At 64.4% G+C, this 26,970-nt stretch carries 22 protein-coding genes and 1 tRNA gene; 8 read left to right on the top strand and 15 right to left on the bottom strand.

Annotation, left to right across the window (positions count from 1 at the left end; genetic code table 11):
- Nucleotides 1-175 precede the first annotated feature (175 nt).
- From RXV95_RS08780 to grxC, 4 genes are all read right to left on the bottom strand, one after another.
- Nucleotides 176-252: transfer RNA gene (locus RXV95_RS08780), tRNA-Arg, on the bottom strand.
- 48 nt (nucleotides 253-300) lie between these two features.
- Nucleotides 301-804 carry a DUF1178 family protein gene (locus RXV95_RS08775; protein ID WP_338465675.1) on the bottom strand — a complete coding sequence of 168 codons (504 nt, stop codon included), beginning with the start codon at nucleotides 802-804 and terminating at the stop codon, nucleotides 301-303.
- The gene (locus tag RXV95_RS08770) at nucleotides 804-1,646 is read right to left on the bottom strand and encodes a carbon-nitrogen hydrolase family protein (protein WP_338465674.1); all 843 of its coding nucleotides are present in this window, start codon (nucleotides 1,644-1,646) and stop codon (nucleotides 804-806) included. Before RXV95_RS08770 ends, RXV95_RS08775 begins: the two co-directional genes overlap by 1 nt.
- Nucleotides 1,643-1,945: a glutaredoxin 3 gene (gene grxC, locus RXV95_RS08765; protein ID WP_338465673.1), complete on the bottom strand. Its 303-nt coding sequence runs from the start codon at nucleotides 1,943-1,945 to the stop codon at nucleotides 1,643-1,645. Before grxC ends, RXV95_RS08770 begins: the two co-directional genes overlap by 4 nt.
- Nucleotides 1,946-2,134: 189 nt before the next feature.
- Between grxC and RXV95_RS08760 the strand changes: the two genes are divergently transcribed.
- The gene (locus tag RXV95_RS08760; RefSeq protein ID WP_338465672.1) at nucleotides 2,135-2,602 is read left to right on the top strand and encodes an Hsp20 family protein; all 468 of its coding nucleotides are present in this window, start codon (nucleotides 2,135-2,137) and stop codon (nucleotides 2,600-2,602) included.
- A 146-nt stretch (nucleotides 2,603-2,748) separates the two neighbouring features.
- Here the strand turns inward: RXV95_RS08760 and RXV95_RS08755 are convergent, their stop codons facing one another.
- The 4 genes from RXV95_RS08755 to tpiA all read right to left on the bottom strand — a co-directional run bounded on the left by RXV95_RS08755 (nucleotide 2,749) and on the right by tpiA (nucleotide 6,657).
- Complete coding sequence (locus RXV95_RS08755) at nucleotides 2,749-3,456, bottom strand: Crp/Fnr family transcriptional regulator (protein ID WP_338465671.1); 708 nt, start codon at nucleotides 3,454-3,456, stop codon at nucleotides 2,749-2,751.
- Nucleotides 3,457-3,628: 172 nt separating this feature from the next.
- The gene (locus RXV95_RS08750) at nucleotides 3,629-5,263 is read right to left on the bottom strand and encodes a CTP synthase (protein WP_338465670.1); all 1,635 of its coding nucleotides are present in this window, start codon (nucleotides 5,261-5,263) and stop codon (nucleotides 3,629-3,631) included.
- A 151-nt stretch (nucleotides 5,264-5,414) separates the two neighbouring features.
- Nucleotides 5,415-5,804 (bottom strand): preprotein translocase subunit SecG, encoded by a 390-nt coding sequence (gene secG / locus RXV95_RS08745; RefSeq protein ID WP_338465669.1) that lies wholly within the window; start codon nucleotides 5,802-5,804, stop codon nucleotides 5,415-5,417.
- Between the two features lie 85 nt (nucleotides 5,805-5,889).
- Nucleotides 5,890-6,657, bottom strand: coding sequence for a triose-phosphate isomerase (gene tpiA / locus RXV95_RS08740; protein WP_338465668.1), 768 nt, complete (start codon nucleotides 6,655-6,657; stop codon nucleotides 5,890-5,892).
- Between the two features lie 231 nt (nucleotides 6,658-6,888).
- On the opposite strand from tpiA, the gene RXV95_RS08735 reads away from it, so the two are divergent.
- From RXV95_RS08735 to pip, 3 genes are read left to right on the top strand one after another with little or no spacing between them, the layout of a single operon-like run.
- Nucleotides 6,889-8,829 carry a peptidyl-prolyl cis-trans isomerase gene (locus RXV95_RS08735; protein WP_338465667.1) on the top strand — a complete coding sequence of 647 codons (1,941 nt, stop codon included), beginning with the start codon at nucleotides 6,889-6,891 and terminating at the stop codon, nucleotides 8,827-8,829.
- Nucleotides 8,830-8,863: 34 nt separating this feature from the next.
- Nucleotides 8,864-10,369, top strand: a complete 1,506-nt coding sequence (gene trpE / locus RXV95_RS08730; protein WP_338468538.1) for an anthranilate synthase component I — start codon at nucleotides 8,864-8,866, stop codon at nucleotides 10,367-10,369.
- 7 nt (nucleotides 10,370-10,376) lie between these two features.
- Nucleotides 10,377-11,339: a prolyl aminopeptidase gene (pip, locus tag RXV95_RS08725; RefSeq protein ID WP_338465666.1), complete on the top strand. Its 963-nt coding sequence runs from the start codon at nucleotides 10,377-10,379 to the stop codon at nucleotides 11,337-11,339.
- A 35-nt stretch (nucleotides 11,340-11,374) separates the two neighbouring features.
- Here pip and RXV95_RS08720 read toward each other — a convergent pair whose 3' ends face one another.
- The 4 genes from RXV95_RS08720 to RXV95_RS08705 are packed head-to-tail and all read right to left on the bottom strand — an operon-like array spanning nucleotide 11,375 to nucleotide 17,611.
- Nucleotides 11,375-12,394, bottom strand: a complete 1,020-nt coding sequence (locus RXV95_RS08720; protein ID WP_338465665.1) for a DUF2891 domain-containing protein — start codon at nucleotides 12,392-12,394, stop codon at nucleotides 11,375-11,377.
- On the bottom strand, nucleotides 12,391-13,329 hold the full coding sequence (locus RXV95_RS08715; RefSeq protein WP_338465664.1) for a DUF979 domain-containing protein: 939 nt from the start codon (nucleotides 13,327-13,329) through the stop codon (nucleotides 12,391-12,393). The genes RXV95_RS08720 and RXV95_RS08715 overlap by 4 nt, the downstream gene beginning before the upstream one ends.
- Complete coding sequence (locus RXV95_RS08710; RefSeq protein ID WP_338465663.1) at nucleotides 13,326-14,018, bottom strand: DUF969 domain-containing protein; 693 nt, start codon at nucleotides 14,016-14,018, stop codon at nucleotides 13,326-13,328. The genes RXV95_RS08715 and RXV95_RS08710 overlap by 4 nt, the downstream gene beginning before the upstream one ends.
- Entirely contained in the window at nucleotides 14,015-17,611 is a 3,597-nt protein-coding gene (locus RXV95_RS08705) for a hydantoinase B/oxoprolinase family protein (protein ID WP_338465662.1), read from the bottom strand. Before RXV95_RS08705 ends, RXV95_RS08710 begins: the two co-directional genes overlap by 4 nt.
- 160 nt (nucleotides 17,612-17,771) lie before the next feature.
- Here RXV95_RS08705 and adh point away from each other — a divergent pair, with 160 nt between their 5' ends.
- The 4 genes from adh to RXV95_RS08685 all read left to right on the top strand — a co-directional run bounded on the left by adh (nucleotide 17,772) and on the right by RXV95_RS08685 (nucleotide 23,395).
- A complete protein-coding gene (gene adh / locus RXV95_RS08700) occupies nucleotides 17,772-19,292 on the top strand; it encodes an aldehyde dehydrogenase (protein ID WP_338465661.1) in 1,521 nt (506 codons plus the stop codon).
- A gap of 163 nt (nucleotides 19,293-19,455) precedes the next feature.
- Complete coding sequence (locus RXV95_RS08695; RefSeq protein ID WP_338465660.1) at nucleotides 19,456-19,884, top strand: DUF779 domain-containing protein; 429 nt, start codon at nucleotides 19,456-19,458, stop codon at nucleotides 19,882-19,884.
- Nucleotides 19,885-20,018: 134 nt separating this feature from the next.
- Nucleotides 20,019-21,140 (top strand): FIST N-terminal domain-containing protein, encoded by a 1,122-nt coding sequence (locus tag RXV95_RS08690; protein ID WP_338468537.1) that lies wholly within the window; start codon nucleotides 20,019-20,021, stop codon nucleotides 21,138-21,140.
- 2 nt (nucleotides 21,141-21,142) lie between these two features.
- Complete coding sequence (locus RXV95_RS08685; protein ID WP_338465659.1) at nucleotides 21,143-23,395, top strand: NahK/ErcS family hybrid sensor histidine kinase/response regulator; 2,253 nt, start codon at nucleotides 21,143-21,145, stop codon at nucleotides 23,393-23,395.
- A gap of 66 nt (nucleotides 23,396-23,461) precedes the next feature.
- Here RXV95_RS08685 and RXV95_RS08680 read toward each other — a convergent pair whose 3' ends face one another.
- From RXV95_RS08680 to RXV95_RS08670, 3 genes are all read right to left on the bottom strand, one after another.
- Complete coding sequence (locus tag RXV95_RS08680; protein ID WP_338465658.1) at nucleotides 23,462-24,145, bottom strand: response regulator transcription factor; 684 nt, start codon at nucleotides 24,143-24,145, stop codon at nucleotides 23,462-23,464.
- Between the two features lie 64 nt (nucleotides 24,146-24,209).
- On the bottom strand, nucleotides 24,210-25,964 hold the full coding sequence (locus RXV95_RS08675; protein WP_338465657.1) for a methanol/ethanol family PQQ-dependent dehydrogenase: 1,755 nt from the start codon (nucleotides 25,962-25,964) through the stop codon (nucleotides 24,210-24,212).
- Between the two features lie 139 nt (nucleotides 25,965-26,103).
- Nucleotides 26,104-26,964: a transporter substrate-binding domain-containing protein gene (locus RXV95_RS08670; protein ID WP_338465656.1), complete on the bottom strand. Its 861-nt coding sequence runs from the start codon at nucleotides 26,962-26,964 to the stop codon at nucleotides 26,104-26,106.
- Nucleotides 26,965-26,970: the final 6 nt, after the last annotated feature.

The raw sequence follows: 26,970 nt of genomic DNA, 5'->3' as shown, positions 1-26,970 counted from the left end.
TCGAAATATAGTCCCGGTCAACATGCGTCAATCGCAGTAACCGAAATGCCAGCGCGCATTCGGAAACCGCCACAACCGAGGTGCAGGTCAGGATAGTGCGCCTTTCGACCACCAAAATCGCAATTTTGGACGAACAAGCCGAAACCGCGCCAATCCGTGCGTGAAAAAATGGAAGTGGTGCGCCCGACAGGATTCGAACCTGTGGCCCTCAGATTAGGAATCTGATGCTCTATCCTGCTGAGCTACGGGCGCACGCGGCCCCTTTACGGGCGATATTCGCGCCTGACAATCGCCGGATCGTCAGTTCGCTTCGTTCGGCGGGGCAACCGGGAAAAGGATCGGCGCGACTTCGACCCCTTCCTCTATCAGGTCGCGGGCTTCGTCCTTGGTGACTTCGCCGTGAATCGCTTCGGCATCGGTTTCGCCATAGTGCATGGCGCGCGCGTTTTCGGCGAACTTGTTCCCCACCCAGCGCGAGGATTTGAGCGCCTCTGCCTGAAGCGCAGCAATCTGGTTCAGCGCTTCGGCGACCTGCGGCGGCATCGGCGCATTGCTGGCAACGGGCTGGGTAGAAACGGATGGTTCCGCACTTTCGGACGGGGCAGCGGGTGTCGGCTGCGGCGCGCCCTGGTTGCCCTTGCGGCCCACATTGGGCGCCATAACCGCTTTCGCGACATCGGACGATCCGCAAACGGGGCAGGAAACCAGCCCGCGTTCCTGCTGGCGCGAGAAATCGTCCGACGAGCCGAACCAGCCCTCGAAACGGTGGCCGCCAGCGCGGCATGAAAGGTCGAAAACGATCATTATGCCTTCGATCTAGGAATTTCGCGCTTGTTGGCAAGACTTGGAAGCTGCGCGCGCACCTTGGCGGTAACCGCCAGATCGATTTCCGCGAAGCCCAGTCCTTCCCCCTCGCCCATGTCGAGCACAACTTCGCCCCACGGATCGACGACGAGGCTGTGGCCGTATGTTTCGCGCCCGTCCCCATGCCTGCCCGCCTGCGCGGCGGCGATAACCCACGCGCTTGCTTCCACCGCGCGGGCGCGTTGCATCAGGTGCCAGTGCGCACGCCCTGTCGGCACGGTGAACGCGGCGGGTGTGGCAATGGCGTCGCAGCGGCGACGGCCGAGTTCGTCGAACAGCGCGGGAAAGCGGATATCGTAACAGATCGTCAGCCCCAGCAGGCCCAGCGGCGTTGGCGTGGTCACCACCTCTTCACCCGGCGCATAGGCATTCGATTCGCGCCAGCTTTCCCCGCTGGCAAGATCGACGTCGAACATGTGGATCTTGTCGTAACGGGCGGCGATTTGCCCGTCGGGCGCGAAAAGCAGCGACCGGTTCGCCCAGCGCCCGTCTTCCCGCAACACCGGCGCGGAACCGAGCGCGATCCAGATGCCCGCCGCGGAGGCCACGTTTCGCAAACCCTGAATGGCGGCGTTCTGCCCCTCTGTAACGATGTTCGGCGCGGCACGCTTGCGATCGCGGTCAAGCAGCAGGCTCATTTCGGGCGTGAACAGCATCTTCGCGCCATCGCGCGCAGCTTCGCTTGCGCCCTGCCGGATGGAAGCGGCGTTGGCGTGCGGGTCGATACCCGACGTCATCTGGAGGATCGCGATCCGCACCGGATCGCCGGCAAAATCCGTCACCGGCCCAGCAGCATGTCCAGCTTGCCGGCGCGTTCCAGCGCGGCAAGATCATCCGAGCCGCCAACGTGCAGGTCGTTGATGAATATCTGGGGCACCGTGGTGTGGCCGGGCGCGCGATCGAACATTTCGGCGCGCTTGGGACCACCCATCGTGATGTCGTATTCGATCACGTCCACGCCCTTGCTGCCAAGCAGCGACATGGCACGAACGCAATAGGGACAGCCCCACTTGGTGTACATCTCCACGCGGGGGCCGACGATGGGGCTTTCCGGCGGGATTCCGTTCGATTCTGCGGCCATTTATGTCCTCTTTGCGCGCCGCCGCGAACCTGGCGGCGATGCGGGGGTCTTGAAACCGGCGAAAGCTACCACACATGATATTTCGTGTCATGCGCCGGTCTCGGGCATGACATTTCCAACCTCCGACGGGGCGCCGGGTTACGGGCCTTGTCCGGAAAAAGTGCAGATTGCTCAACAGAGGATATTGCAATGAACCGTTTCGATTTCACCCCCTATCGCCGCACGACCGTAGGTTTTGACCGCCTGTTCGACCTGCTCGAGCGCCAGGCCCGCGCCAATGCCGGTGACAATTATCCGCCCTTCAATATCGAGCGCCGCGGCGATGACGCCTATCGCATCACGCTGGCCGTCGCCGGTTTCAAGCCGGAAGACCTCGATATTACCGCGCAGCAGAACCTGCTTGTGATCAAGGGCAGCAAGGCCGACCTGGAAGACAAGCAGTTTCTCCACGTGGGCATCGCCAACCGCAACTTCGAACGCCGCTTCGAACTGGCCGATTTCGTCCGTGTCGCGAACGCGGACATGGAAGACGGTCTGCTGATCATCGACCTGGTGCGCGAAGTGCCCGAGGCGATGAAGCCCAAGAAGGTCATGATCGGCGAGCAGAAGCCGCTATCGGTGATCGACAGTGAAAAGAAGGACAGCGAAGCCGCGTAACGCGCGGCCCGTTTGACCGTAAATCAGTTCGGGGGCGGTTCCTTTCGGGGCCGCCCCCGCGCCTTTCGGCGCCCCGCCCCAGGTTGCTGCCGTCCGGGTCGCAGTAGGACAACCAGCACGCACTGGAACAAGCCCCGGCGCGATACTTACCACGCCTCCGCAATATCGATCAGCGCTTCGCGATCGAGAATGGTGATCCGTCCGCCCTTCAGCGTAACGAGGCCGGTTTCCGCCCAGCCGGAAAGCTGGCGATTGATCTGTTCGCGCGACATTCCCGCAAAGTTGCCAAGTTCGCCCTGGCTCAGCGCGATCTTCAGGCGAGCTTCGCCGTTGGATTTTCCGTCTTCGGCGCCTTCGCCTGCCAGCATCAGGCGCAGCAGGAACCGTGCAAGCCGTGGGCCGGACGTATAGGCGCGGTCCGCTTCGATCACCGCGTTGTTCTGCCGCAACCGCCGCGCCATGGCGCGCAGAAGCCGCATCGCCAGCCCCTTGTGACGCGCGACGACATCTTCAAAAGCCGCGCGCGAAAGCACCAATGCCTCCACCGGCTTGATCGCGTGGACGCTGGCGGTGCGTTCGCCGCGATCCAGCATCGCGATTTCCCCCAGCACCGCCCCGCTTTCGGCATAGTCGAGCACGATTTCTCGCCCGTTCGCGGCAACCATGCTGACCCGCGCAAGGCCCGCAAGAATGATGAACAGGCTGTCGCCCTCGTCGCCCTGGGCCATTAATTCCTGATCGGGCTTGTAACTGCGATGCTGCGCGCGGGCGATGATGTCGGACAATTCGTCCGTTTCGCAATCGGCGAACAGGCTTTGTGCGGCGAGTGATTCTGAAAGTTGCGCGGCCAGCATTCCGGTTCATCGGCTCCCTGTTGGTCGCGCCGTTTATCGACTACCCCTGCATAGCCAGACTGCGCGCCTGCCTGACAATGCGCATCTTCGCACAAGTTTCCGCCAAGGCTGAACAAAAACTTCCGTCGTGCGCGCCGGGCCTTTTGCACACCGGGTGCCGACTACGCGCGGTTCAGACGAGGCGCGCCTGTTTTACCGCTGCCGCGATGAAGCCGGAGAACAGCGGATGCGGTTCGAACGGGCGGCTTTTCAACTCGGGATGGTATTGCACGCCGATGAACCACGGATGGTCCGGCCGCTCCACGATTTCGGGCAGCAGGCCATCGGGCGACATACCCGAAAACACCAGCCCGCCGCCTTCCAGCGCCTCGCGATAGGCGCCGTTCACTTCGTAGCGGTGGCGGTGACGTTCGGAGATCGACGTCGCGCCGCCATAGATCGTGGAAACGTGGCTGTTGGCGCCCAGCTTCGCTTCATAGGCACCAAGACGCATGGTGCCGCCAAGATCGGTATCCGCGCCGCGCTGCTGCAAGCCTTCCGGGCTCATCCATTCGGTGATGATGCCGACCACCGGCTCGCTCGTCTCGCCGAATTCGGTGGAGCTTGCATCGGCAATGCCCGCCGTGTTGCGCGCGCCTTCGATGCAGGCCATCTGCATGCCCAGGCAGATCCCGAAGAACGGCACCTTGCGTTCGCGCGCGAATCGCACGCTGGCGATCTTGCCTTCGGCGCCGCGCACACCAAACCCGCCCGGCACCAGGATGCCGTGCATCGGTTCAAGCAGGCCGGCGATTTCGGAATCGTCGCGTTCGAACAGTTCGGCGTCAATCCACCGGACGTTGACCTTCACGCGGTTTGCCATGCCGCCGTGGGCCAGCGCCTCGTTCAGGGACTTGTAGGCATCGGGCAGTCCCACATACTTGCCGACGACGCCGATCGTCACTTCGCCTTCGGGATTCTGGTAACGGTCGACCACATCGGCCCACCGTGTCATGTCCGGCGCGGGGCCGGTCATGCCGAAGTGGCGCAGCACTTCGGCGTCGAGGCCCTCGTCGTGATATTGCCGGGGAACCGCGTAAATGCTGGATGCGTCGAGCGCGGGGATCACTGCTTCCTTGCGCACGTTGCAGAACAGCGCGATCTTAGCGCGTTCGCTGTCGGGCAAGGGATGTTCGCACCGGCACAGCAGGATGTCGGGCTGGATGCCAAGCCCGGTCAGTTCGCGCACGGAGTGCTGCGTGGGTTTGGTCTTCAACTCGCCCGCCGCCGCAATATAGGGCACCAGCGTCACATGGACGAAGCAGGTCTGTTCGCGCGGCAACTCGTTGCGCATCTGGCGCAGCGCCTCGATGAACGGCAGGCCTTCGATATCGCCCACCGTGCCGCCGATCTCGCACAACACGAAGTCCAGATCGTCCGTCTCGTCCTGCGCAAACGTTTTGATCGCGTCTGTCACATGCGGGATTACCTGCACGGTCGCGCCCAGATAATCGCCGCGGCGTTCCTTGGCGATGATATCGCGATAGATGCGGCCCGACGTGATGTTGTCCGCCTGCCGCGCCGAAACGCCGGTGAAGCGTTCATAGTGCCCAAGGTCGAGGTCGGTCTCCGCCCCATCGTCGGTCACATAGACTTCGCCGTGCTGGTACGGGCTCATCGTGCCGGGATCGACATTCAGGTAGGGATCGAACTTGCGGATGCGGACCTTGAATCCGCGCGCCTGCAGCAGTGCCGCGAGGCTTGCCGCCATGAGTCCTTTGCCGAGCGAGGAGACCACGCCGCCGGTGATGAAAATGTACCGCGCCATGGGAGTCGGGCCTTAGCGTCTGGAGGGGTAAATGGGCAAGCGAAAGACGCGCGGAATCCTCGCGCCATCCACAGCCGTGATGGGAAAAGGCAACCGGACCCGCGTCCGCCACGCAGAACGTGGCGGCCAGACCAGGTCCGTTTGCCGAAGGTCAGTTGCCGGCGGGGGCGTTCTGGCCGGCCGGAACCTCTGCCGGCGCCTGCTGCGCCGGCGCCGCGTTGTTGCTGCCCGGCACGGCCAGCGGATCGGCTGCGGGCGCGCTCTGCGTCGCGGCGGGAACGCTGCGGTCGAGCGACGTGTCGATGCTGCTTCCCGATGTCTCGCGCACGGCCAGCGCGGCCAGCACGATAGAGAGAATGACGAAGATGGTCGCCAGGATCGCCGTCGCGCGCGTGATGAAGCTGGCCGCGCCGCGCGCCGACATCAGCCCGCCAGGGCTGCCGCCAACGCCAAGGCCGCCACCTTCCGACTGCTGCATGAGGATCGCGGTGACGAGTGCCGCCGCGACGAGCGCCTGCAACACGGTTAGAAAAATGAACATCTTCGGTCCTGCCTGAATTCGTTGGCGGCCATGTAGGCGCATGGGCACCGCAGCGCAAGGCGCGCGGGCCATGCGCCGTCGACTGTCAGTCTTCCGCGCGGCTCGCCGCAGCGATGATCGGGACAAAGCCTTCCGCTGTCAGGCTTGCACCGCCGACCAGCGCGCCGCCCACGCCCTTCACGGCAAGCAGCTCGGCCGCGTTGCCGGCATTGACCGACCCGCCATAGAGGATGCGCGGCTCCTGCCCGGCATCGCCCAGCGCGCCAACAAGCCGGGCGCGAATCGCCGCGTGCATCGCTTCGACGTCCGCTGCGGACGGCACACGGCCCGTGCCGATTGCCCAGACCGGCTCGTACGCGATCGATACGCGGCCCTGCGCGGCTACCGAAATCGCCTCGGCCGAGGGAAGGGAAGCATCGACCTGCGCGGAGACGACCGCTTCGGCCTTGCCCGCATCGCGCTGTTCCAGCGTTTCGCCGACGCAGACGATAACGCCCAGCCCCGCCGCAAGCGCCGCTTCTGCCTTGGCTTTTACCATCGCATCGGTTTCGCCATGATCGGCGCGACGTTCCGAATGGCCGACAATCACGAACGAGGCGGACGCATCGGCAAGCATCGGCGCCGAAACGTCGCCTGTATGCGCGCCTTTTGCTTCGGCATGGCAATCCTGCCCGCCGGCCTGCGAGTTGGTCAGCGCCTCTGCCAGCACGGCAACAAGCGTGAATGGCGGCGCGATGCCGACCGAAACATCTGGATATCGGGCCGCTGCGCGATCGATGGCGCGCGCTTCCGGAAGCATCGCGCGGCTACCGTTCATCTTCCAGTTGCCGACGATAAAGGGCCGGTTAGGCATGTAGGTTCCCTGTTGAACATTGCGGAGACAAGCCGCGGGCCGGTATCAAAGCGGACGGTAATTTGCAAAACGTTCGTCCAGAACGTCAAGCAAGCGTTTCCTGCAAGCACCGTTACCGTTGCGAGATCGGCAAATGCCGCCTAAGGCAGCGCGCCATACCCGGTCGTCCCCGGCCCGGGTCCGATGCTCCCAAGGCGCAAGCCGCAGACAAACGAGACGATCCGCAAAGCCATGCTCGGTCTCTTCCGCAAATTCTTCAGCTCCCGCTTCGGCGTTGCAATCACGCTCGCCTTCCTTGTCCTGATCGCGATCGCGTTCGCCAGTGCGGACGTTACCGGGTCGCAGTTCGGCGGTATTACCGGCGGCGGCGGGGAAACCGTTGCGACTGTCGGCAAGAGCAAGATCGGCGCAAACGACGTCGAGCAGACCGCGCAGGCCGCGTTCCAGAACGCCCAGCAGCAGCAAGCCACCCTGACGATGCAGGAATTCCTGGGTGACGAAGGGCTCGACCAGCTTGTAGGCAGCATGATCCAGCGCCTGGCCATCTGGGAATGGGGCAAGCAGCACGGCATGGCCGTTTCCAACCGCCTTATCGGCAGCGAACTGGCCCAGATCCCGGCGTTCCAGGGACCGGACGGCAAGTTCAACGAACAGACCTATCGCCAGGCGATCGCACAGCGCCGGCTGACCGAGCAGGCCGTGCGTGACGATCTGTCCAAGGGCCTTATGGCCCGCCAGGTGCTGACCCCGGCAAGCTTCGGCGCGACGATGCCCAACGATGTGCTGATGCGTTATGTCGCGTTGTTCAAGGAAAAGCGCGAAGGCGCGATCGCGATCCTGCCATCCGCGCTGTTCGCACCGAAGGACAAGCCGGACGACAAGACGATCAAGGCCTATTACGATTCGCACAAGGCGGATTTCACCCGACCAGAGCGCCGCACCATTCGCTATGCGATCGTCAGCGATGCCGACCTGAAGGACGTGCGCAAGCCGACCGATGCCGAGATCAAGAAGCGGTATGACGACAATTCGGCCGTCTACGCGCCCACCGAGACTCGCAGCCTGACCCAGCTGATCGTGCCCGACGAGGATACCGCCAGGAAGATTGCCGCAGAAGCCGGCAAGGGCACCTCGCTGGATACGGCGGCGAAGGCGCAGGGCCTCGCCACGTCCAGGCTTGTGGAAGTTTCGAAGGATTCGCTGGCGGGCCAGACCACGCAGGACATTGCCGATGCCGCGTTCAAGGCGAACGAGGGCACGGTGCTGCCCGTAACCAAGGGGCCGCTCGGCTGGCTGGTGCTGCGGGTCGATGCGATCCAGAAGCATCCCGGAAAGACGCTGGAACAGGCGCGCCCCGAAATCGAGAAAGCGCTGACCACCGACTATCTGCGCAAGGCCATGTCTGACCAGGCGGCCGATGCGGATGACAAGTTCTCCACCGGATCGAGCCTGACGGACGTTGCCAAGGATCTTGGCGTCACGGTCAACACCACGCAGCCGCTCGTCAGCGACGGAACGGTTTACGGCAAGGCGAACGAAAAGGCGCCCGACGATGTCCAGGACCTGCTGAAGGCGGCATTCGCGATGGATCGCGAAGGTGCACCGCAGGTCGCCAGCGTCGCCAAGGGGGAAAAGTTCGCGATCTTCGACGTGGGCCAGATCACGCCGTCAGCCCCCGCCCCTCTGGCCGAGATCAAGCAGGACGTTGAACGCGCCTATATGATCGACGAAGGATCGAAGGCGGCGAAAAAGGCCAGCGACAAGGTTCTGGCCGCGCTCGGCAAGGGCAAGTCGATCAATGACGCGCTGAAAGAGGCGGGCGTGCGCCTGCCCCCGCCAGACCACATTTCCATGACGCGCGAACAACTGGCGCAGACCGGCAACCGCGTGCCGCCGCCGCTGGCATTGATGTTCAGCATGGCCAAAGGTACCAGCAAACGCCTTGAAGCGCCGCGCAAGATGGGCTGGTTCGTGGTTTCGCTCGACAAGATCATCCCCGGCGAAGTGAAGCCCGACGATCCGCTGATCAAATCGGGCGCCAGCGACCTGAACAAGGTGCTGGGGCGCGAATATTCCGACCAGTTGCGCCAGGCGATCACCAGGGACATCGGCTCGAAGCGCAACCCCAAGGCGATGGCCGCGGTGCGCAAGCAACTGCTTGGCGGGCGGTAAGCCCGTGCGCCGTGCCGCCACCGGCATCGCGGGGCTGCCCGAAAACCACGCCGCCGCGCGCGAATTACTGACGCAGGGCAAGCCCGCGCTGGTCTGGCGGAGCCTGATCGCCGATACCGAAACGCCGGTAGGCGCGGCGCTGAAGCTGATCGAGGACGGGCGCGGCGATTTCCTGCTGGAATCGGTAGAGGGCGGCGAAGTTCGCGGCCGCTACAGCCTGCTGGGCCTCGATCCCGATCTCGTATTCCGCGCCACCGGCCCTTCGTGCGAGGTAAATCGCGCGTGGCGGACAGACAGGGAGGCGTTCGGGCCGCTTCCCGGCAATGCGCTGGAAGAACTGCGCGCGCTCGTCGCGGCGTGTCGCATCGACGTTCCGCCAGAATTGCCCCCGGCGCTCGCCTGCCTGGTCGGCTATTTCGGATATGAAACCATCGGTCTGGTCGAAAAGCTTCCGCGCGCGTCGCAGAGCAGCCTTGAAGTGCCCGACATGCTGTTCGTGCGCCCGACCCTTATCATGGTGTTCGACAGGCTTTCGGACGAGCTTTTCGCCGTCGCTCCCGTATGGCCCGAAGGCGACGTGCCCGAACGCCTGCTTGAAGCGGCAGCCGACCGCATCGACGAAGCCCTGCGCAGGCTGGCACTTCATGTTTCGTCTCAGCATACACCGGTAAATCTTCCTGAAATCACGGCAAAGCCGATGATGCGGCCGGAAAAATATGCCGACATGGTTCAGCGCGCCAAAGCCTATATCGAGGCGGGCGACATCTTCCAGGTCGTACTGGCGCAGCGCTTTACCGCACCCTTCCCCCTGCCCCCGATTGCGCTTTACCGGTCGCTGCGGCGGGTCAACCCTTCGCCATTCCTCTATTTCCTCGACCTTCCCGGATTCGCGCTGATCGGATCGAGCCCCGAAATACTGGTGCGCGTGCGCGACGGCGAGGTTACGATCCGGCCGATCGCCGGAACGCGGCCGCGCGGAAAGACCGCGGAAGAGGACCGCGCCAACGAAGCCAGCCTGCTGGCCGACCCCAAGGAACGCGCCGAGCACCTGATGCTGCTCGACCTTGGGCGCAACGACGTGGGCCGCGTGGCGCAAGCGGGCACGGTGAAGGTGACCGAAAGCTATACCGTCGAACATTACAGCCACGTGATGCACATCGTTTCCAACGTGGTGGGCAAGCTCGACACCAACCGCGCCGATGCGGTGGACGCGATGTTCGCCGGGTTCCCCGCCGGAACCGTCAGCGGCGCCCCCAAGGTGCGCGCCTGCGAGATTATCGCGGAACTGGAACCGGAAACGCGCGGCGCCTATGCCGGCGGCGTCGGCTATTTCGCGCCCGACGGCAATCTCGACAGCTGCATCGTGTTGCGCACCGCGGTGGTGAAGGACGGCACGATGCACGTGCAGGCCGGTGCGGGGATCGTGGCGGACAGCAACCCCGAATACGAACAGCGCGAATGCGAGGCGAAGTCAGGCGCCCTGTTCGCCGCCGCGCGCGAAGCGATCCGGGTGGCATCGGAAGCCGGTTTCGGGCAGTAACAGCGCCATGACACCGCGCCGCACGCTCTATCCGCCGATCGAACCCTTCGAAAGCGGGATGCTGGACGTGGGTGACGGCCATTCCATCTATTGGGAGCGTTGCGGAACGCGCGGCGGGAAACCCGTGGTTTTCCTGCACGGCGGCCCCGGCGCGGGGTGCAGTGCGGACCAGCGCCGGCAGTTCGATCCCGCGCTTTACGATATCCTGTTGTTCGACCAGCGCGGCTGCGGACGATCGACGCCGTTCGCCAGCCTGGATCACAACACGACCTGGGATCTTGTGGCCGACATGGAACGGCTGCGCGCGATGTGCGGCCACGAAAAATGGCAGGTTTTCGGCGGGTCATGGGGATCGACCCTTGCTCTCGCCTATGCCGAAACGCATCCCGAACGGGTTAGCGAACTGGTGCTTCGCGGGATTTTCCTGGGAACGGAGCGCGAATACGACTGGCTCTATCGCTATGGCGCAAGCGCGCTCTATCCCGAAGGCTGGGAGGAATTTGCCGGACACGTGCCCGAAGACGAGCGCGGCGATCTGGTCGAAGCCTATCGCAGACGCCTGACCAGCGATGACGAGGCCACGCGCACGGCCGCCGCAAAAGCGTGGAGCCGGTGGGAAGCGCTGGTGGTAACGCTGTTGCCCGATCCGGCAATCGTGGAACATTCGACCGATGACGAACATGCGGTCGCTATCGCACGGATCGAAAACCATTTTTTCCACAATATGTGCTGGTTCGAACCCGGCCAGTTGCTTGCAAACGCCGGACGGCTGAAGGGCATACCCGGCGTGATCGTGCAGGGGCGGCACGATTGCTGCACGCCGCCCGAATCCGCCTGGGCGTTGAAGAAAGCCTGGCCGGACGTGGACCTGCAAATCGTGCCCGATGCCGGACACCTGTTCAGTGAACCGGGCATAACCGACGGCCTGATCCGCGCGAGCGACCGCTTCGCCGGGAAAGAAGGTATCTAGGCGCGATTGCGCAAGCCGCTCTCACCCACCAAGGTTCAACGCCTTGAAGGGGAGCCGGCTCCCTGGCCCTCCAGCGCGAGCAGCGCGAAGCTCGCCAGCCAGTGTTCACCCATGTAATCGCCCGCGACGTGCGGCAGGCTGGCGGCCAGGTGGTCTTGCGCGGCCTGCTCGGCGACGGCGCTGACCGGATGGAACTCTCCCAACGCCCCGGCGATTGCGCGCCAGCACCAGGCGCGGCTGAGGTTCAACCCGTCAAGGTGAGCGATCTTTCCGTCGGTGCGATCGCTGACGGTTGCGGGAACGAACAAGGTTTCGGGTTCACGCGACGCGACGCGCGGCAGGAAGGCATCGAACCACGGGGCGAACCCGTCGCCCAGCACGCGGCTCATCAACATGGCTTCCATCAGGGCGGGTGACAGAAACTCGTCTCCGCCCGGTTCCCATGCCTGACAGTCGCGATCATCCATGAACCAGTCCCGCGCCTTGCGGTCTATCAGCGCGGCGAGTGCCGGATCGCGCGCCTCGGCCCAGCCGCGCGCCAGCGTCAGCGCGAACGCGATGTTGAAATGGGTGCCCACGCGCAGCGGATATGTGAGGCGGGGCAGGAAGGCGTGGAACCGGTCCGCAAAGGCCAACGCCAGCGGCTCAAGCGCCGCGCCCCACGGAGCGTCAACGTGCCGCGTCGCCTCGTCATGCAGAGCCAGCAACCAGGCCCAGCCATAGGGACGTTCGAACCCTGCGGACATCGGCCGCGAAAGGAACGCCAGTTCGCCCGCCACGTTCTCCGGCACCAACATCAAATCCGCGCGCGCCCGCACCGCGGCAGCTTCCGGCAAGTCCGGATAGAGCCGGGCAAGCCGCAGCACCTGCCAATAGCCGTGGACGCAGCTGTGCCAGTCGAAACTGCCGTGGAAAATGGGGTGGTTTTCCCAGTGCGGGCGCACGTCCTCCGGCCCGGTCATCACAAGATCGGCCTTGTAGGGATAACGCTTGCCAAGATGGCCCAGCGTCAGCGCCATGAAGCGCGCGGCGGTTTCTGCGGTCAGTCGGGTCATGCGGGAAAGGCCAGCCACCAGATCAGGAATACGTTTACCCCAAGCAGCGGGATCGCCGTGGGCACTTGCGCGCGGATCACGCCGTTGCGGTCTTTCAGTTCCAGCAGGGCGGCGGGCACCAGATTGAAGTTCGCGGCCATCGGCGTCATCAGCGTGCCGCAAAAGCCCGCCAGCATACCGATCGCCGCAATCGGTGCGGGATTGCCGTGGTGGCCGTGGATCAGCAGCGGCAGGCCGACGGCGGCCATCATCACCGGGAACGCGGCAAAGGCGTTGCCCATCACCATCGTGAACGCCGCCATGCCCACCGCATAGATGGCCACCAGTGCGAACAGGCCCGCGCCGGGCGCGGCCTCTCCGATCAGCCTGCCCACCACGTCACCCACACCCGCCAGCGCGAAGATCGCGCCAAGGCTGGCCAGCATCTGCGGCAGGATCGCGGCCCATCCCACCTGGTCCATCAGGCGGCGCCCTTCGTTGAGCGGCATCATCGCCGGTGCGCGAAGTACGAAATGGCCGATCAGCAGGGCAAGCACCACGCCGAGCGCCAGCGAGATCAGCGTTACCTGTTTCACTTCCACAAGACCCGGCACGTACTTGAACCCCAGCGTACCGGCGAGCGCGGTGATGGGTATGACCAGCGCAATCGCGAACAGCGCATTGCCATAACGCGCCGCACCTTGCGCGCGGTGTTCGGCATCCTCGACAGGCAGTGTGCGATGCTTCAACCCGCCCAACGCCGCGATGGCGACAAGTGCGAGCACAAGCAACCCGTTCCCGAAATCGCCCAATCTGTCGCCCGCCAGCATGGAAATCGCCAGAAGCGCCCAGAATGCCGAGGCACCCATTCCCAGCCGCCGGTCGAACAGGCCGAGCAGCGCAAAGCCCGCGAAGGCGATCCCGGCAAGGACATAGACCCATTGCAGCGTGATCATGCATCGCCCCTTTCCGTGTCGTCTTGCACGGTGTTGGCACGCGCCAGCTTGCGATCCAGCCTCCACAACCGGAAGCCGTGGATCGCGAACGCGCAGATCGCGGTGGGAATGGCCCAGACGGACAAGTGGAAGGGTTCGATGTCGATCCCCTCCTGATCCAGCAGGCCCTTCATCAGCAGGATGGAGCCGATGGCAAGGAAGATGTCCTCGCCGAAGAAAAGGCCGATGTTATCGGTCGCGGCGGACAGCGCCTTTACCCGCTCCTGCCCGTCCTCGTCTGTCACGCCCTGCTTTTCCGCCGCCGCTTCGGCCATGGGCGCCAGCAACGGCCGCACCGTCTGTGCGTGTCCGGCGATGGACGTCAGCCCGACGGCTGCGGTCAACTGCCGAAGCAGCATGTATCCCGCCAGAAGCCGCCCGGTGGTCGCACCTTTCATGCCCGATATGATGGCGCGCGCGCGTTCCTGCAGACCCTTCGCCTCAAGCATCCCGACGACCGGCAAAACCAGCCATATTACAGAGATATATCGCGTATCGTTGAATGATTTTCCAAGCGCGGAAACGATCGCCACCGGGTCCATGCCGGCGGCCAGCCCGGTGGCGATTGCTGCGGCGACCACCACCAGCAGGGGATTGAAGCGCAGCAGGAAGCCGAGCGCGATGATGACGATGCCGATCAGGACCATCATGCGCCCTCCCCCCGTCCATATCCGCCCCCGCCCGGCGTTTCGATCACGAACACGTCGCCCGGCCCGACCCTTACCGATGCGGTCGCGGTAAGGTCCTGCACGGTCCCGTCCGCACGCTCCAGCCGGTTGATCCCCGGCGCGCCGTCCGCGCCGCCATCCAGGCCGAAGGGCGGAACCTTGCGCCGGTTGGAGAGGATGCCCGCCTCCATGTCCTCAAGGAACCGGATGCGCCGCACCGCTCCGTCGCCTCCATGGTGTGCGCCCTTCCCGCCCGATCCGCGCCGGATCGAAAATTCCTCAAGCAGCACCGGAAAACGCGTTTCCAGCACTTCGGGATCGGTCAGGCGGCTGTTAGTCATGTGCGTCTGAACCACGTCCGCCCCGTCAAAATCGGGTCCGGCGCCCGATCCGCCGGCGATCGTTTCGTAATACTGGTGCGCGGTATTGCCGAAGGTGAAGTTGTTCATCGTCCCCTGCGACCCCGCCATTGCGCCCAGCGCGCCGAACAGGGCGTCCGTCACCACCTGGCTGGTTTCGACGTTTCCGGCCACGACCGCGGCGGGCGGCAGGGGGTGGAGCATCGAACCTTCGGGCACGCGCAAAGCAAGCGGGCGCAGGCATCCTTCATTCATCGGCACGGCATCGTCGATCAGCGTGCGAACCACGTAAAGCACCGCCGCGCGCACCACCGGAAGCGGCGCATTGAAGTTGTCCGGCAACTGCGGAGACGATCCGGCGAAGTCTATCACCGCGCTTTGCGCTTTTCGATCGATCCGCACGGAAACAGACACTTGTGCGCCGTTGTCCATCGGATACGTGAAGCTTCCGTCGCGCAAGCGCCCGATCAGCGCACGCACCGCCGCTTCGGCGTGGTCCTGAACATGGCCCATATAGGCATCGACCACCGCCCGCCCCTGCTCCCCGGCGATGCGGCGCAGTTCTTCGGCCCCGCGCACGCAGGCGGCGACTTGCGCCTTCAGGTCCGCGATGTTCTGGTCCGGATTGCGCGAGGGATAGCGCCCGCCGCCAAGCAGAGCGCGGATTTCCCGCTCGCAAAAGCGCCCGCCTTCAACCAGTTGGACGGTATCGAGCAAAACGCCCTCTTCCTGGATATCGCGGCTGCCCGGCGGCATCGATCCGGGTGCGATGCCGCCCACGTCCGCATGGTGCCCTCGCGCGGCGACGAACCATGCTGGGGCGCATTCGTCCCCGTCCGCGAATACCGGCATGATCACTGTGATATCTGGCAGGTGCGTGCCGCCATCATAGGGGGCATTCAGCGCATAGGCATCGCCGGGACGCATCTTCCCTTCGCGCCGCGCCATCACCGTGCGAACGCTTTCGCCCATCGAGCCGAGGTGGACGGGCATATGCGGCGCATTGGCGATAAGGTTGCCGCTCCGGTCGAAAACCGCGCACGAAAAGTCCAGCCTCTCACGGATGTTCACCGAACTGGCGCTGTGCTGAAGCGCGGCGCCCATCTCTTCGGCCACGGCCATGAACATCGCACCCATGATTTCAAGCCGCACGGGATCGAGAGCGGTGTTGTCCCGGCCCGACGATTTACGGGCGGCAACACGCGTCAGTATCAGGTTGCCCAACGCATCCACGCGGCCCTTCCAGCCGGGTTCGATCACGATTGTGGAAACCGGGTCCACCACCAGCGCCGGTCCTTCGATTTCGGCGGCATCGGCCAGTCCGGCGCGATCATGCAGCGGCGCGGTGCGCCACGCTCCGCCGGAATAGAACCTTGCATCGGCCAGCGGCGGCGCGCTCTGCGCGGGCAGCGCGGCAACGCGCACATCCGCATGGCCGGATCGCGCCACGGCTTCCACGCGCACGGCTTCGGCCACGATGGCCCCGTCGGGAGAGAAGCCGAAACGCCGTTGCCATGCCTTACCGAATCCGTCGCGCATGGCATCGAGCGAATCCCACGCGATTTCCACCGTGTTTTCCGTGCCTTCGGGGCGCATCTGGATGGTGATTTCACGGTCGAGCACGACATCGCCAACGCCTGACGAGCGAAGCTCTTCCTCAGCGGCAAGCGCCAGGTCTTCCACCCGCGCGACGATCGGCGCCATCTCTGCGTTATCCAGGGGCAGCGCCAGCGTGCCCTCGCGCACCGCCCGGCGGTCTGCCAGGCCCATGCCATAAGCCGAAAGCAGGCTGGCAAGGGGGTGGCACTGCACGGTATCGATCCCCAGCGCATCGGCGACAAGGCAGGCGTGCTGCCCACCCGCGCCGCCGAAGCAGGAGAGCACCGCGCGCGTAACGTCATGCCCCCGCCGCACGGAGATCGCCTTGATCGCGTGCGCCATGTTGGTCACAGCGATGGTCAGGAACCCTTCCGCCGCTTCCTGAGCCGTCGGACGCCTGCCGGTTGATGCTTCAACCGCGTCCAGCACGTCGGCCATCCGCGCTTCGGCAGCTTGCGGGTCCAGCAGCTGGTCGCCCTCCGGCCCGAACACCTGCGGGAAATGACCGGGCTGGAGCTTGCCCAGAAGCAGGTTGCAATCGGTTACGGCCAGCGGCCCACCGCGCCGGTAGCAGGCGGGGCCGGGCACGGCCCCCGCGCTTTCCGGGCCGACAAGGAAGCGCGCACCGTCGAACGAGCAGATCGATCCGCCGCCCGCTGCGACCGTGTGGATGCGCATCATCGGTGCACGGATGCGCGCGCCGGCAACGCGCGTCTCGCCCTCGCGCTCATACGATCCGGCATAGTGGGAAACGTCTGTCGACGTGCCGCCCATGTCAAAGCCGACTACCTGGCCAAAGCCCGCCGCCTTCGCGGTGGCCGCCATGCCCACGATTCCCCCTGCCGGGCCGGACAACACCGCATCCTTGCCGTGGAACATCGCGCCGGGGGCCAGCCCGCCGCTCGATTGCATGAACAGCGCGGTCACCGCTTCGCCCAGCCCGGCTTCCAGTCCTGCGACATAACGGGCAAGCACCGGCGACAGATAGGCATCGACCACGCTGGTATCGCCGCGCGCGATCAGCTTGATAAGCGGGGCAACCCGGTGACTGGCGGAAACTTGCGTAAACCCCGCCTCGCGCGCGATGCGGGCCAGCGCCTCTTCATGCGCGGTATGGCGCCATCCGTGCATCAGCACGATGGCGACCGACCGCAGCCCGCGCGCATAGGCATCGCTGAATGCCGCGCGCGCTGCCGCTTCGTTCAGTGGTTGCAGCACCATACCATCGGCCATCACCCGCTCTTCGATCTCTGCCACATCTGCATAAAGCGCATCGGGCAGCACGATCTCGCGCGCGAAGATGTCGGGGCGTTCCTGCGTTCCGATCTTCAATGCATCGCCAAAGCCGCGCGTGATCGCCAGAAGCGTCGGCTCTCCCTTGCGTTCCAGCAATGCGTTGGTTGCAACCGTGGTGCCCAGCCGCAATTCGGCAGGCGGCAGCGGCCCTTCGCGCACCCCGGTCAACCGCCGCATCGCTTCCACCGCCGCATCGTCGTAACGGCCGGGATCTTCCGACAGCAGCTTCATCGTGTGAAGCCCACCATCGGGCGCCAGCGCGACAACGTCGGTAAACGTGCCGCCGCGATCGACCCAGAATTGCCACTTGTCCTCTTTCACATCCCGCTTCCTAGCGGCTTCAACTGAAAGCGAAACCTGCCGACGCGAATTTGCCGGGCGCAAATCGGGCACGCGTCGTCCCAAGGTCTAATTGTTGGCCCGCACGCGCAGGCGCATTGTCCCGTCCGAACCATTTGGCGCATCGCCACAGGAGAGGACCATGCTGGAACAGGCACTGAGCAAATTTTCGGGTCAATCGCTGATCCGCGACAGGTTTGAAAACTTCATCGGCGGCAAGTGGGTCGCCCCGGCGAAAGGCCAGTATTTCGATAATATCTCGCCCGTTACGGGCAAACCTGTCTGCCAGGTGGCGCGCGGCACGGCCGAGGATATCGAACTTGCGCTGGACGCCGCGCACAAGGCGAAGGACGCCTGGGGCCGCACATCAACGACAGAGCGCGCCATCATCCTCAACAAGATCGCCGACCGGATGGAAGCGAACCTGGACATGCTGGCGCTGGTCGAGACGATCGACAACGGCAAGCCGATCCGCGAGACGACGGCGGCCGACCTGCCGCTGGCGGTGGATCACTTCCGCTATTTCGCCGGATGTATCCGCGCGCAGGAAGGATCGATCGCGGAAATTGACCACGATACGGTCGCCTATCACTTCCATGAACCGCTTGGCGTGGTCGGCCAGATCATCCCGTGGAACTTCCCCATCCTGATGGCCGTCTGGAAGCTTGCGCCCGCTCTTGCCGCGGGCAACTGCGTGGTGCTGAAACCCGCCGAACAGACGCCGATGTCGATCATGGTACTGGTGGAACTGATTGCCGACCTGCTGCCCGACGGCGTCCTGAACGTGGTCAACGGCTTCGGGGTCGAAGCGGGCAAGCCGCTCGCCACCAACAAGCGCATCGCCAAGATCGCGTTCACCGGCGAGACGACGACCGGCCGCCTGATCATGCAATATGCCAGCGAAAACCTGATCCCCTGCACGCTGGAGCTTGGCGGCAAGAGCCCGAACATCTTCTTCGGCGACGTGATGGATGCCGATGACGACTATCTGGACAAGGCGCTGGAAGGGTTCGCGATGTTCGCGTTGAACCAGGGCGAGGTCTGCACCTGCCCCAGCCGCGCGCTGGTGCATGAATCGATCTATGACCGGTTCATGGAAAAGGCGATCGCGCGGGTCGAATCGATCCGGATGGGCAGCCCGCTCGATCCCGCCACGATGATTGGCGCGCAAGCATCGAACGACCAGTTGGAAAAGATCCTGTCCTATATCGGCATCGGCAAGGAAGAAGGTGCAAGGGTGCTCACCGGGGGTGAGCGCATGGCGCACGACGGCGAGATGGCCGAAGGCTATTACGTCAAGCCGACGGTGCTGGAAGGCCACAACAAGATGCGCATCTTCCAGGAAGAGATCTTCGGCCCGGTCCTTTCGGTGACGACGTTCAAGGACGACGAGGAAGCACTCTCCATCGCCAACGACACGCTTTACGGCCTTGGCGCGGGCGTCTGGAGCCGCAACGCCAACACCTGCTATCGCTTCGGCCGCGCGATCCAGGCGGGCCGCGTCTGGACCAACTGCTATCACCTCTACCCGGCCCATGCGGCGTTCGGTGGCTACAAGCAGTCCGGCGTCGGACGCGAAAACCACAAGATGATGCTCGAACACTACCAGCAGACCAAGAACATGCTGGTCAGCTACAGCCCGAAGGCGCTCGGCTTCTTCTGATGCCGGGCAGCCTCAGGGCCCTTGCAAGGTTACCCGGCGCTTCCAGAGCAATACGGCAGCCAAGTGCCAGCTCTCCGTCAGGCGCCGGAACCTGCGGGGACGGACGGTTCCAGGACCGTCCGTCCCTGTCCTTTCGTCCACTATGGGCGCAGGGTGCCGCATCATGAACGACATCCCCCCTCCCCCGCGCATCCTCGCCTCACCGGAAGCGGCCGGATGGATAGAGCGCCTTGCTGCGCTTCACGGCCCGCTGATGTTCCACCAGTCCGGCGGTTGTTGCGACGGTTCCGCCCCCATGTGCTTTACCCGCGGCGAATTCCGCGTGGGCGCGCAGGACGTGCTTCTGGGCCATGTTTCAGGTGACACGCCGGTATGGATCGGCGCCGCGCAGTTCGAATACTGGCGGCACACCCAGGTGACGATAGACGCCGTGCCGGGGCGCGGCGCGGGCATGAGCCTTGAAGCGCCCGAAGGCATTCGCTTCATCGTTCGCAGCCGCGTATTCACGGACGAGGAAGCAGAAGCGCTGGAACGGTCGGGCGAACCGCCGCGCGGAGACCAGATTGAGGACGAACGCATCCGCAATGGATGACTTTCTTGGCGTAGCTGCGCGTCGGGAGTATTGAACCGAAAGAGGGACCGCGAAGAGTCCCCGATAAGGGGAGACGGAGGGTGGCACTAGCAAGGGAAAAGATCAGGGAACCGGCAACGGAAAGGCGTGAAAGCCTGCTTGTCGTCTCGTCGCACGAAAGCGACCCCGCGCGCGCCGTGGGAGACGTGGCCGCTGCAATTGCGGGAAAGGATCTTGCAGGCGGGCTGCTGTTCTGTTCGCACCGCTATCCGCGCGAACGGCTGGCGAAGGCATTGGCGACGCGGATTTCCGGCTTCCCGCTGATCGGATGCACCAGCGCGGGCGAACTGACCGAACGCGGATACGATGAGGACAGCCTGGTGTTCATTGGCTTTCCGGCGGATGCCTTCCGCATGAACTTCCACTGCTTCGACGATCTCGACGCGTTCGACCCCGAGGCCGGACGAAAGGCGATCCGCCACCTTGCGGCGAGCGCAGCACAGGACGCGCGCGAACTTGGCGACAAGGTGAACCAGGTCGCGCTGTTCCTGGTCGACGGGCTTTCCCACCGAGAGGATCTTGTCACCATGACGGTGCAGGACGCGCTGGGCGAAACGGTTATGGTGGGCGGATCGTCGGGCGACGGGATGCTGTTTCGCGAAACCGGGGTGTTTTACGAAGGACATTTCCTGAAAGATGCCGCCGTCGTGGCGATCCTTTCCAGCATAAAGCCGATGCACGTCTTTTCGGCCAACCACTATCGGCCCGGCCCCGCGCGCATGATCGTGACCGAAAGCGATCCGAAAAGCCGGGTGGTCTATGAAATCAACGCCATGCCCGCGGCGGACGAATACCGTGCGCTGGCCGGACGGCCGGGAGAGGAGCTGGATGCGGCGTTCTTTGCAGCGCACCCGCCGATGGTCCGCGCCGGGGGCGAATATCACGTGCGCTCGATCCAGTCGGTAAACGCGGACGGCAGCCTGACCTTCTATTGCGCGATCGACAACGGCATTGTGCTGTCCATCGGCGAGCCGGTGGACAGGTTGCAACGCCTGCGCTCCCTGCTGGTAGACATTGAAGAGACGGTGGGCAGCATCGATCACGTGATCGGCTTCGACTGCGTGCTGAACCGCATTGACGCGGAAAACCGGCAGCTTGGGCACGAAGTCTCGAAAATCTATGCGGAACGAAGGGTCGTCGGCTTCAACACTTATGGCGAGCAATACCGCGCCGCGCATATCAACCAGACCTTGAGCGGGCTGGCGATCGGCTGCTGACAATGGCGACGCGGTCCCTTCCCCCGGCAGCGCAAGCCCCTTCCGCCCCCGATGGCGAGAGCGAACGCATCGCCGAACTGGAAGAGCGCATCAGGCGGCTGGAAAAGATCAACGCCGCGCTGGTGGATCGCGTCGAACGGTCGAGCGACATGCAGGGCAACGCGTTCTCCATGTTCGAGACCGCGATTTCGCTGGAAGCCATGGTGCGGGACCGGACGGCCCAGCTTGAGGATGCGCTCGCCAGCCTGAACGCCGCCAATGCAGACCTGGGCAAGGCCCACCGCGACGCGGATTTCGCGCGCGCGCGCCTGCGCGATGCGATCGAATCGCTGTCCGACGGGTTCGCCCTGTTCGATGCCGACGACAGGCTGGTGATGTGCAACCGGGCCTATGCCAGCCTTTGGCCCGAGATCGAGGAGATGGGAGACGATCCCCCGCGTTTCGACGACATCGCGCAAAGCGTCGCGCGCAACCGGCGCGTGGTTGGCGCGCTGCGATCGCCCGAACGATGGGTTGCCGATCGCGTCGCCCGCCATAGCCTGGCCGAAGGCGTTCACATCCAGGCCCTGACCGATGGCCGCTGGGTGCAGATCAGCGAGATCAGGACGTCCGAAGGCGGAACGGTCAGCATCTATACCGACATTACCGAGGTGAAGGCCGAAGACGCACGCGAACGCGCCCGCGAACTGGCCGAACGCAACCTTGCCCTGCAGGCGATGATAGACACGCTGTCGGAAGGCGTATGCCTGTATGATGCGAACCGTCGTCTTCTTGCGCATAACGGCGGGCTGGAAAGGCTGCTGGGCCTGAAATCGGGTGACGGCCGTCCGATTGCCGATCACGCGCAGCTGGTTTCCCATTGCCTTTCGCGCGGGATGGGCTGCGAGAACATGCTGGAATGGCGCGATGCCCCCGGCGAGCGGCGCGAAGCGCATTGCAGTTTCGACGGGCGCGAGTTCCTGATCCGGTCAACCCCGATCCAGCCTGACGGCATGGCCTTCAGCTTCGACGACGTGACCGATCGCCTGCGTTACCAGGAAACGCTGAGGGAAGCGGCGGAAACGCTTGAGCGCCGCGTTGCCGAACGCACGACAGAACTGGAAACCGAAGTTGCTGAGCGCCGTGCGGTGGAAGCACAGCTGCTTTCGGCCAAGACCGCCGCCGAACAGGCCAACCGGTCCAAGACCAGCTTCCTTGCCGCGGCCAGCCATGACCTGCTGCAACCGCTCAACGCCGCGCGACTGTTCGTTTCCGCGCTGGGCGAGCGGCGGCTGGCCCTGCCGACGCGGGCCCTGGTTCGCCAGACGGCGGTCGCGCTCGATTCGGTCGAAGACCTGCTGGAAGCGCTGTTCGAAATCTCGCGGCTCGATTCCGGCGCGATCCAGCCTGATGTTACGGCAATTCCGCTCGACCAGATACTGTCCGCGCTGCGCATAGAGTTCGCCGCCATCGCCCGCGGCGCGGGGCTGGCGCTGGAGATACCCGATACCGCCCTGTGGGTGCGAAGCGACCTCAGGATGCTGCGCCGCGTGTTGCAGAATTTCCTGTCGAACGCTGTCCGTTACACCTCGAAGGGAACGGTCTCCATCCATGCCAGGGCGGCCGGGGACACCATCGAGATCGACGTAAGCGATACCGGCCCCGGCATCCCGGCCGACAAGCTGGATACAATTTTCGAAGAGTTCCGCCGGCTGGACGGCAGCGCGAAAATTCCCGGCAAGGGGCTGGGCCTCGCCATCGTGCGGCGCACAAGCGCCATGCTCGGGCATGAGATCGACGTTCATTCGCGCGAGGGCGAAGGATCGATCTTCACGATCCGCGTGCCGAAGGCAGAACCTTCAAGCGCCGCCGAAACCGGCAAGGCGCGGCGACGATTCCCCGCCAGCGATTCGGGCCGGATCCTTATCGTCGACAACGACGAGGCGATCCTTTCGGGCATGAAGGCCTTGCTGGAGAACTGGGGCTATGCGGTCCAGACGGCGCGTGACGCGGCAGACCCCGCCGCCATCGCTGCGGCGCGCGAGGGGATCGACCTGATCCTTGCAGACTATCACCTTGATGAAGACCGGCGCGGCGACCAGGCGATTATCGATCTGCGCGCCATCGCCGGAAGCGCGGTGCCGGGCGCGGTGATCACGGCCGACCGGAGCGAGGAAGTGAAATCGCGCGTCGCCGCCGAAGGCTTCCCCCAGCTCAACAAGCCGGTAAAGCCCGCGCAATTGCGCGCGCTTTTGCGCACGCTTCTTGCCAAATAGCCGGGCCAAATATCCAGGAATGAAAACGCGCGCCATCGTGCGATGCGCGAGCGGGCGGTTTGCCCGTCAGCCGGTAAAGCCGACCCGGTTTGCAAGGATAACCGCCTGCGTGCGGCTGAATACGTTGAGCTTTTGCAGGATCGCGGAAACGTGCGCCTTGACCGTCGTCATCGACACATCGAGTTCATAGGCGATCTGCTTGTTGAGCTTTCCGTCGACAAGATGGCGCAGCACCACGCGCTGCTGCGGGGTCAGCGAATCGATCCTTTCGCGGATCGATGCTTCCTCCCGCGCGCCTTCGTCGTCTGCCTCGAACACTTCGGGCACATAGATTTCGCCTGCCATGACATGGCGCAGCGCGTCTATAATGTCATTACGCTTCAGCGATTTGGGAACGAACCCGGCCGCGCCGGCGGCCAGCGCGTCATGGATCGTCACCCGGTCCATCGCGCCCGACACCATCACGACCGGCGTCGCCGGATGACTTTCGCGCAGGGCCTGAAGGCCCGACAGGCGCGTGACGTCGGGCATGTTGAGGTCGAGCAGTACAAGGTCGATGTCGTCATGCCCGGCCAGGATTTCGCGCGCTTCGGAAAAGCTCCCCGCTTCAAGGATTTCGCAGCCGTCGAAACTGACCGCAAGCACACTGCGAAGTCCGTCGCGGACCAGCGAATGGTCGTCGACGATAAGGACCCGCTCGGGAAGCGGTCCCTGCGAAAGATCTGGTAGCGGGCTCATCATAAGGTTCATGCGGTCATGCCAGAATTCGGGGCGCGGTGACAGCTTGCCGCCGCGCCCCATGGTTCACACAGGGTCAGTTCTTGGGCAGCTTGAACACCCAGAGCATTCCGCCCTGGCTGATCTCCTTGAAGGTCTTGGCAACCTCTCCGCCCCACAGCGGCACCGCGCCGCCCCAGCCCGACATGACGGCAACATACTGCTCACCGTCCTGCTCCCAGGTGATCGGAGAGCCGACAACGCCCGAACCGGTATTGAACTTCCACAGTTCCTTGCCGGTCTTCGCGTCGAACGCCTTCAGATAGCCTTCGGGCGTTCCGGTAAACACAAGGTCGCCCGCCGTGGTGAGCACGCCGCCCCACAGCGGAGCCTTGTTCTTGTAGGTCCACACGATCTTGCCGGTTTTCGGGTCCATCGCGCGCAACGCGCCGATATGGTCTTCCGCGATCGGCTTGATGGTGAAGCCCGCGCCCAGGTAGGCCGCGCCCTTCTTGTAGGCGATGGGTTCGTTCCAGATGTCCATGCCCCAGTCGTTGGAGGGGATGTAGAACAGCCCGGTCTGCTTCGAATAGGCCATCGGCATCCAGTTCTTGCCGCCAAGGAAGCTGGGCGACGCGAAGACAGACGTGCCCTTCCCGCCGCCTTCGGGCGCACCCGGACGGTTGGCGGCGACATAGTTCGGGCGGCCGGTCTTCAGGTTGATTCCGTTGGCCCAGGTCGTTTCCATCACGAACTTGCTGGCGCTGAGCAGCCTTCCGTTGGTGCGGTCCAGCACATAGAAATAGCCGTTGCGATCCGCTTTCGCGCCCAGCTTCATCTCCTTGCCGTTCACTTTCGCGTCGAAGGGGATGAATTCGTTCACGCCATCGAAATCCCAGCCGTCGTGCGGCGTGGTCTGGTAATGCCAGACGATCTTGCCGGTGTCCGGGTTAATCGCCAGCGTGGAACTGGTGTAAAGGTTGTCACCCGGACGAAGATGGCTGTTCCACGGGCCGGGGTTGCCGGTTCCCATGAAGATCAGGTTGGTTTCGGGATCGTATGTCCCGCCCAGCCAGGTCGCGCCGCCGCCCGTCTTCCAGGTATCGCCGGGCCAGCTTGCGTTGAGCTTGCCGGTCATGCCGTTGGGCTGGCCGTTCAATGTGCCCACGTTTCCTTCGATGGTCGGGCGCGTCCAGATCAGTTCGCCGGTATCCACGTTGCGCGCCTGGATTTCGCCGGTAATGCCGAATTCGCCGCCAGAGTTGCCATAGATCACCATGTCCTTGACGATCAGCGGCGCGGCGGTGGCCGAATAACCGGCCTGATAATCGGCCATCTTCTTGTTCCACACGACCTTGCCGGTCTTGCGGTCCAGCGCGACGAGGTGCGCGTCGAGCGTGGCGAAGATGATCTTGTCACCGTGGATCGCCGCGCCGCGGTTCACCACGTCGCAGCACGGCATGATGCCGTCGGGCAGGCGGGCGTCATATTCCCACACCTTTTCGCCGGTGTGCGAATCGAAGGCGAAGACGCGCGAATACGAACCCGTCACATAGATCATGCCGTCATAGACGAGCGGTTGCGATTCCTGCCCGCGCTGCTTCTCGCCGCCCAGCGACGCCGCATAGGCGGGAACCAGATGCTTCACGTTCGACGTGTTGACCATCGACAGCGAGCTGAAACGCTGCGCCTGCGGCCCGAGGCCATAGGTCAGGACGTCGCCCGGTGTGTTCGCGTCATTCATCAACTGCGCGCTGGTCGGCCCGTCTTCGGCCGCCGTCGCCGGTATGGCGGTTGCCGCAAGAGCAAGCGTTGCGACGCCTGCCATGCCGAGTTTGAACTTGCCCTTCATCCTAGCCCTCCTGTTATCGTGGCTTTGACCGCCGTCGCAGCCGATGTGCGCCGGCCTCCCCAAATTGCAGTTACGAACCTATCCCCCGGTGGGCAGCCAGCAATTGGACCTTCGGCCAAGCGGCCCTGTCCGATTGCGGTCAGGACGCGGCAAGCGCCGCATGCCAGGAAACGCCGTGCGCCGCGAAAATCCGCGCCATGCGGCCATCCGCGATCAGCTTTGTCACGATGGTGTCGAGCGCGTCGCCCAGGGTCCGGCTATTGTCCTTTACGGCTATGCCGATGTCCCACCCCGGCGACATGATCGCCTGCAACGGTCCCTTGCGGCGCTTCACGGCGGGATTGGCCATGTCATGCAGCGCGGCTTCCACCTGCGCGCGCGTTGCAACGGCGACGTCGGACTGGCCCGTACCCACCGATGCGACCGCTTCGTATCCTGTGTCGTAATGATGGACGTCGGAGCGCAGCACGCCGCCGAAACTGCCCATCAGGTACATGTCCGGGATCGAGGCCAGTTCCGCCGCAAGCCGCTTGCCCTTGAACTGCGCGGGCGGCACTTCGCAGTCCGCCTGCTCGTTCCCGCAAACCGCCGCGAAGCCTTCACGGTAATAGGGCGCGAGCAATACGACCTGGTCGTTGTCGATCTGCAACTTGCGATCGAAGGGCACGTGCATCATCACGTCGCACGGCTTGAAGCCCAGCAGTCCGCCGCGCCACACGACGTTGCGCAGATCGTCGGACAGATCCTCGCCCGCCATGAACTCGACAATGTCCAGCTTCACGGACAGCGCATCGGCCATCGCCTTCGCAAGGTCGACATCGATCCCGCGCAGCGTGCCCTTGTCATCCCACGACCATGGCCGGTTGTCCTTATAGACCCCGACCCGCAGGACGCCCAGTTCCTTCACCTTGGCCAGCGGCGCGGCAAGCGATTGCTGCGGCAGGACGGAGGCCGCGATGGCGGCCCCCAGCCCGGCGATGACGTGCCGCCGCATGGTCATGTCAGC

This window comes from Novosphingobium sp. ZN18A2 (assembly GCF_036784765.1).
GTDB lineage: Bacteria > Pseudomonadota > Alphaproteobacteria > Sphingomonadales > Sphingomonadaceae > Novosphingobium.
The sequence above is the reverse complement of the archived record's forward strand: the minus strand, read 5'-3'. Positions and strand labels throughout refer to the sequence as shown.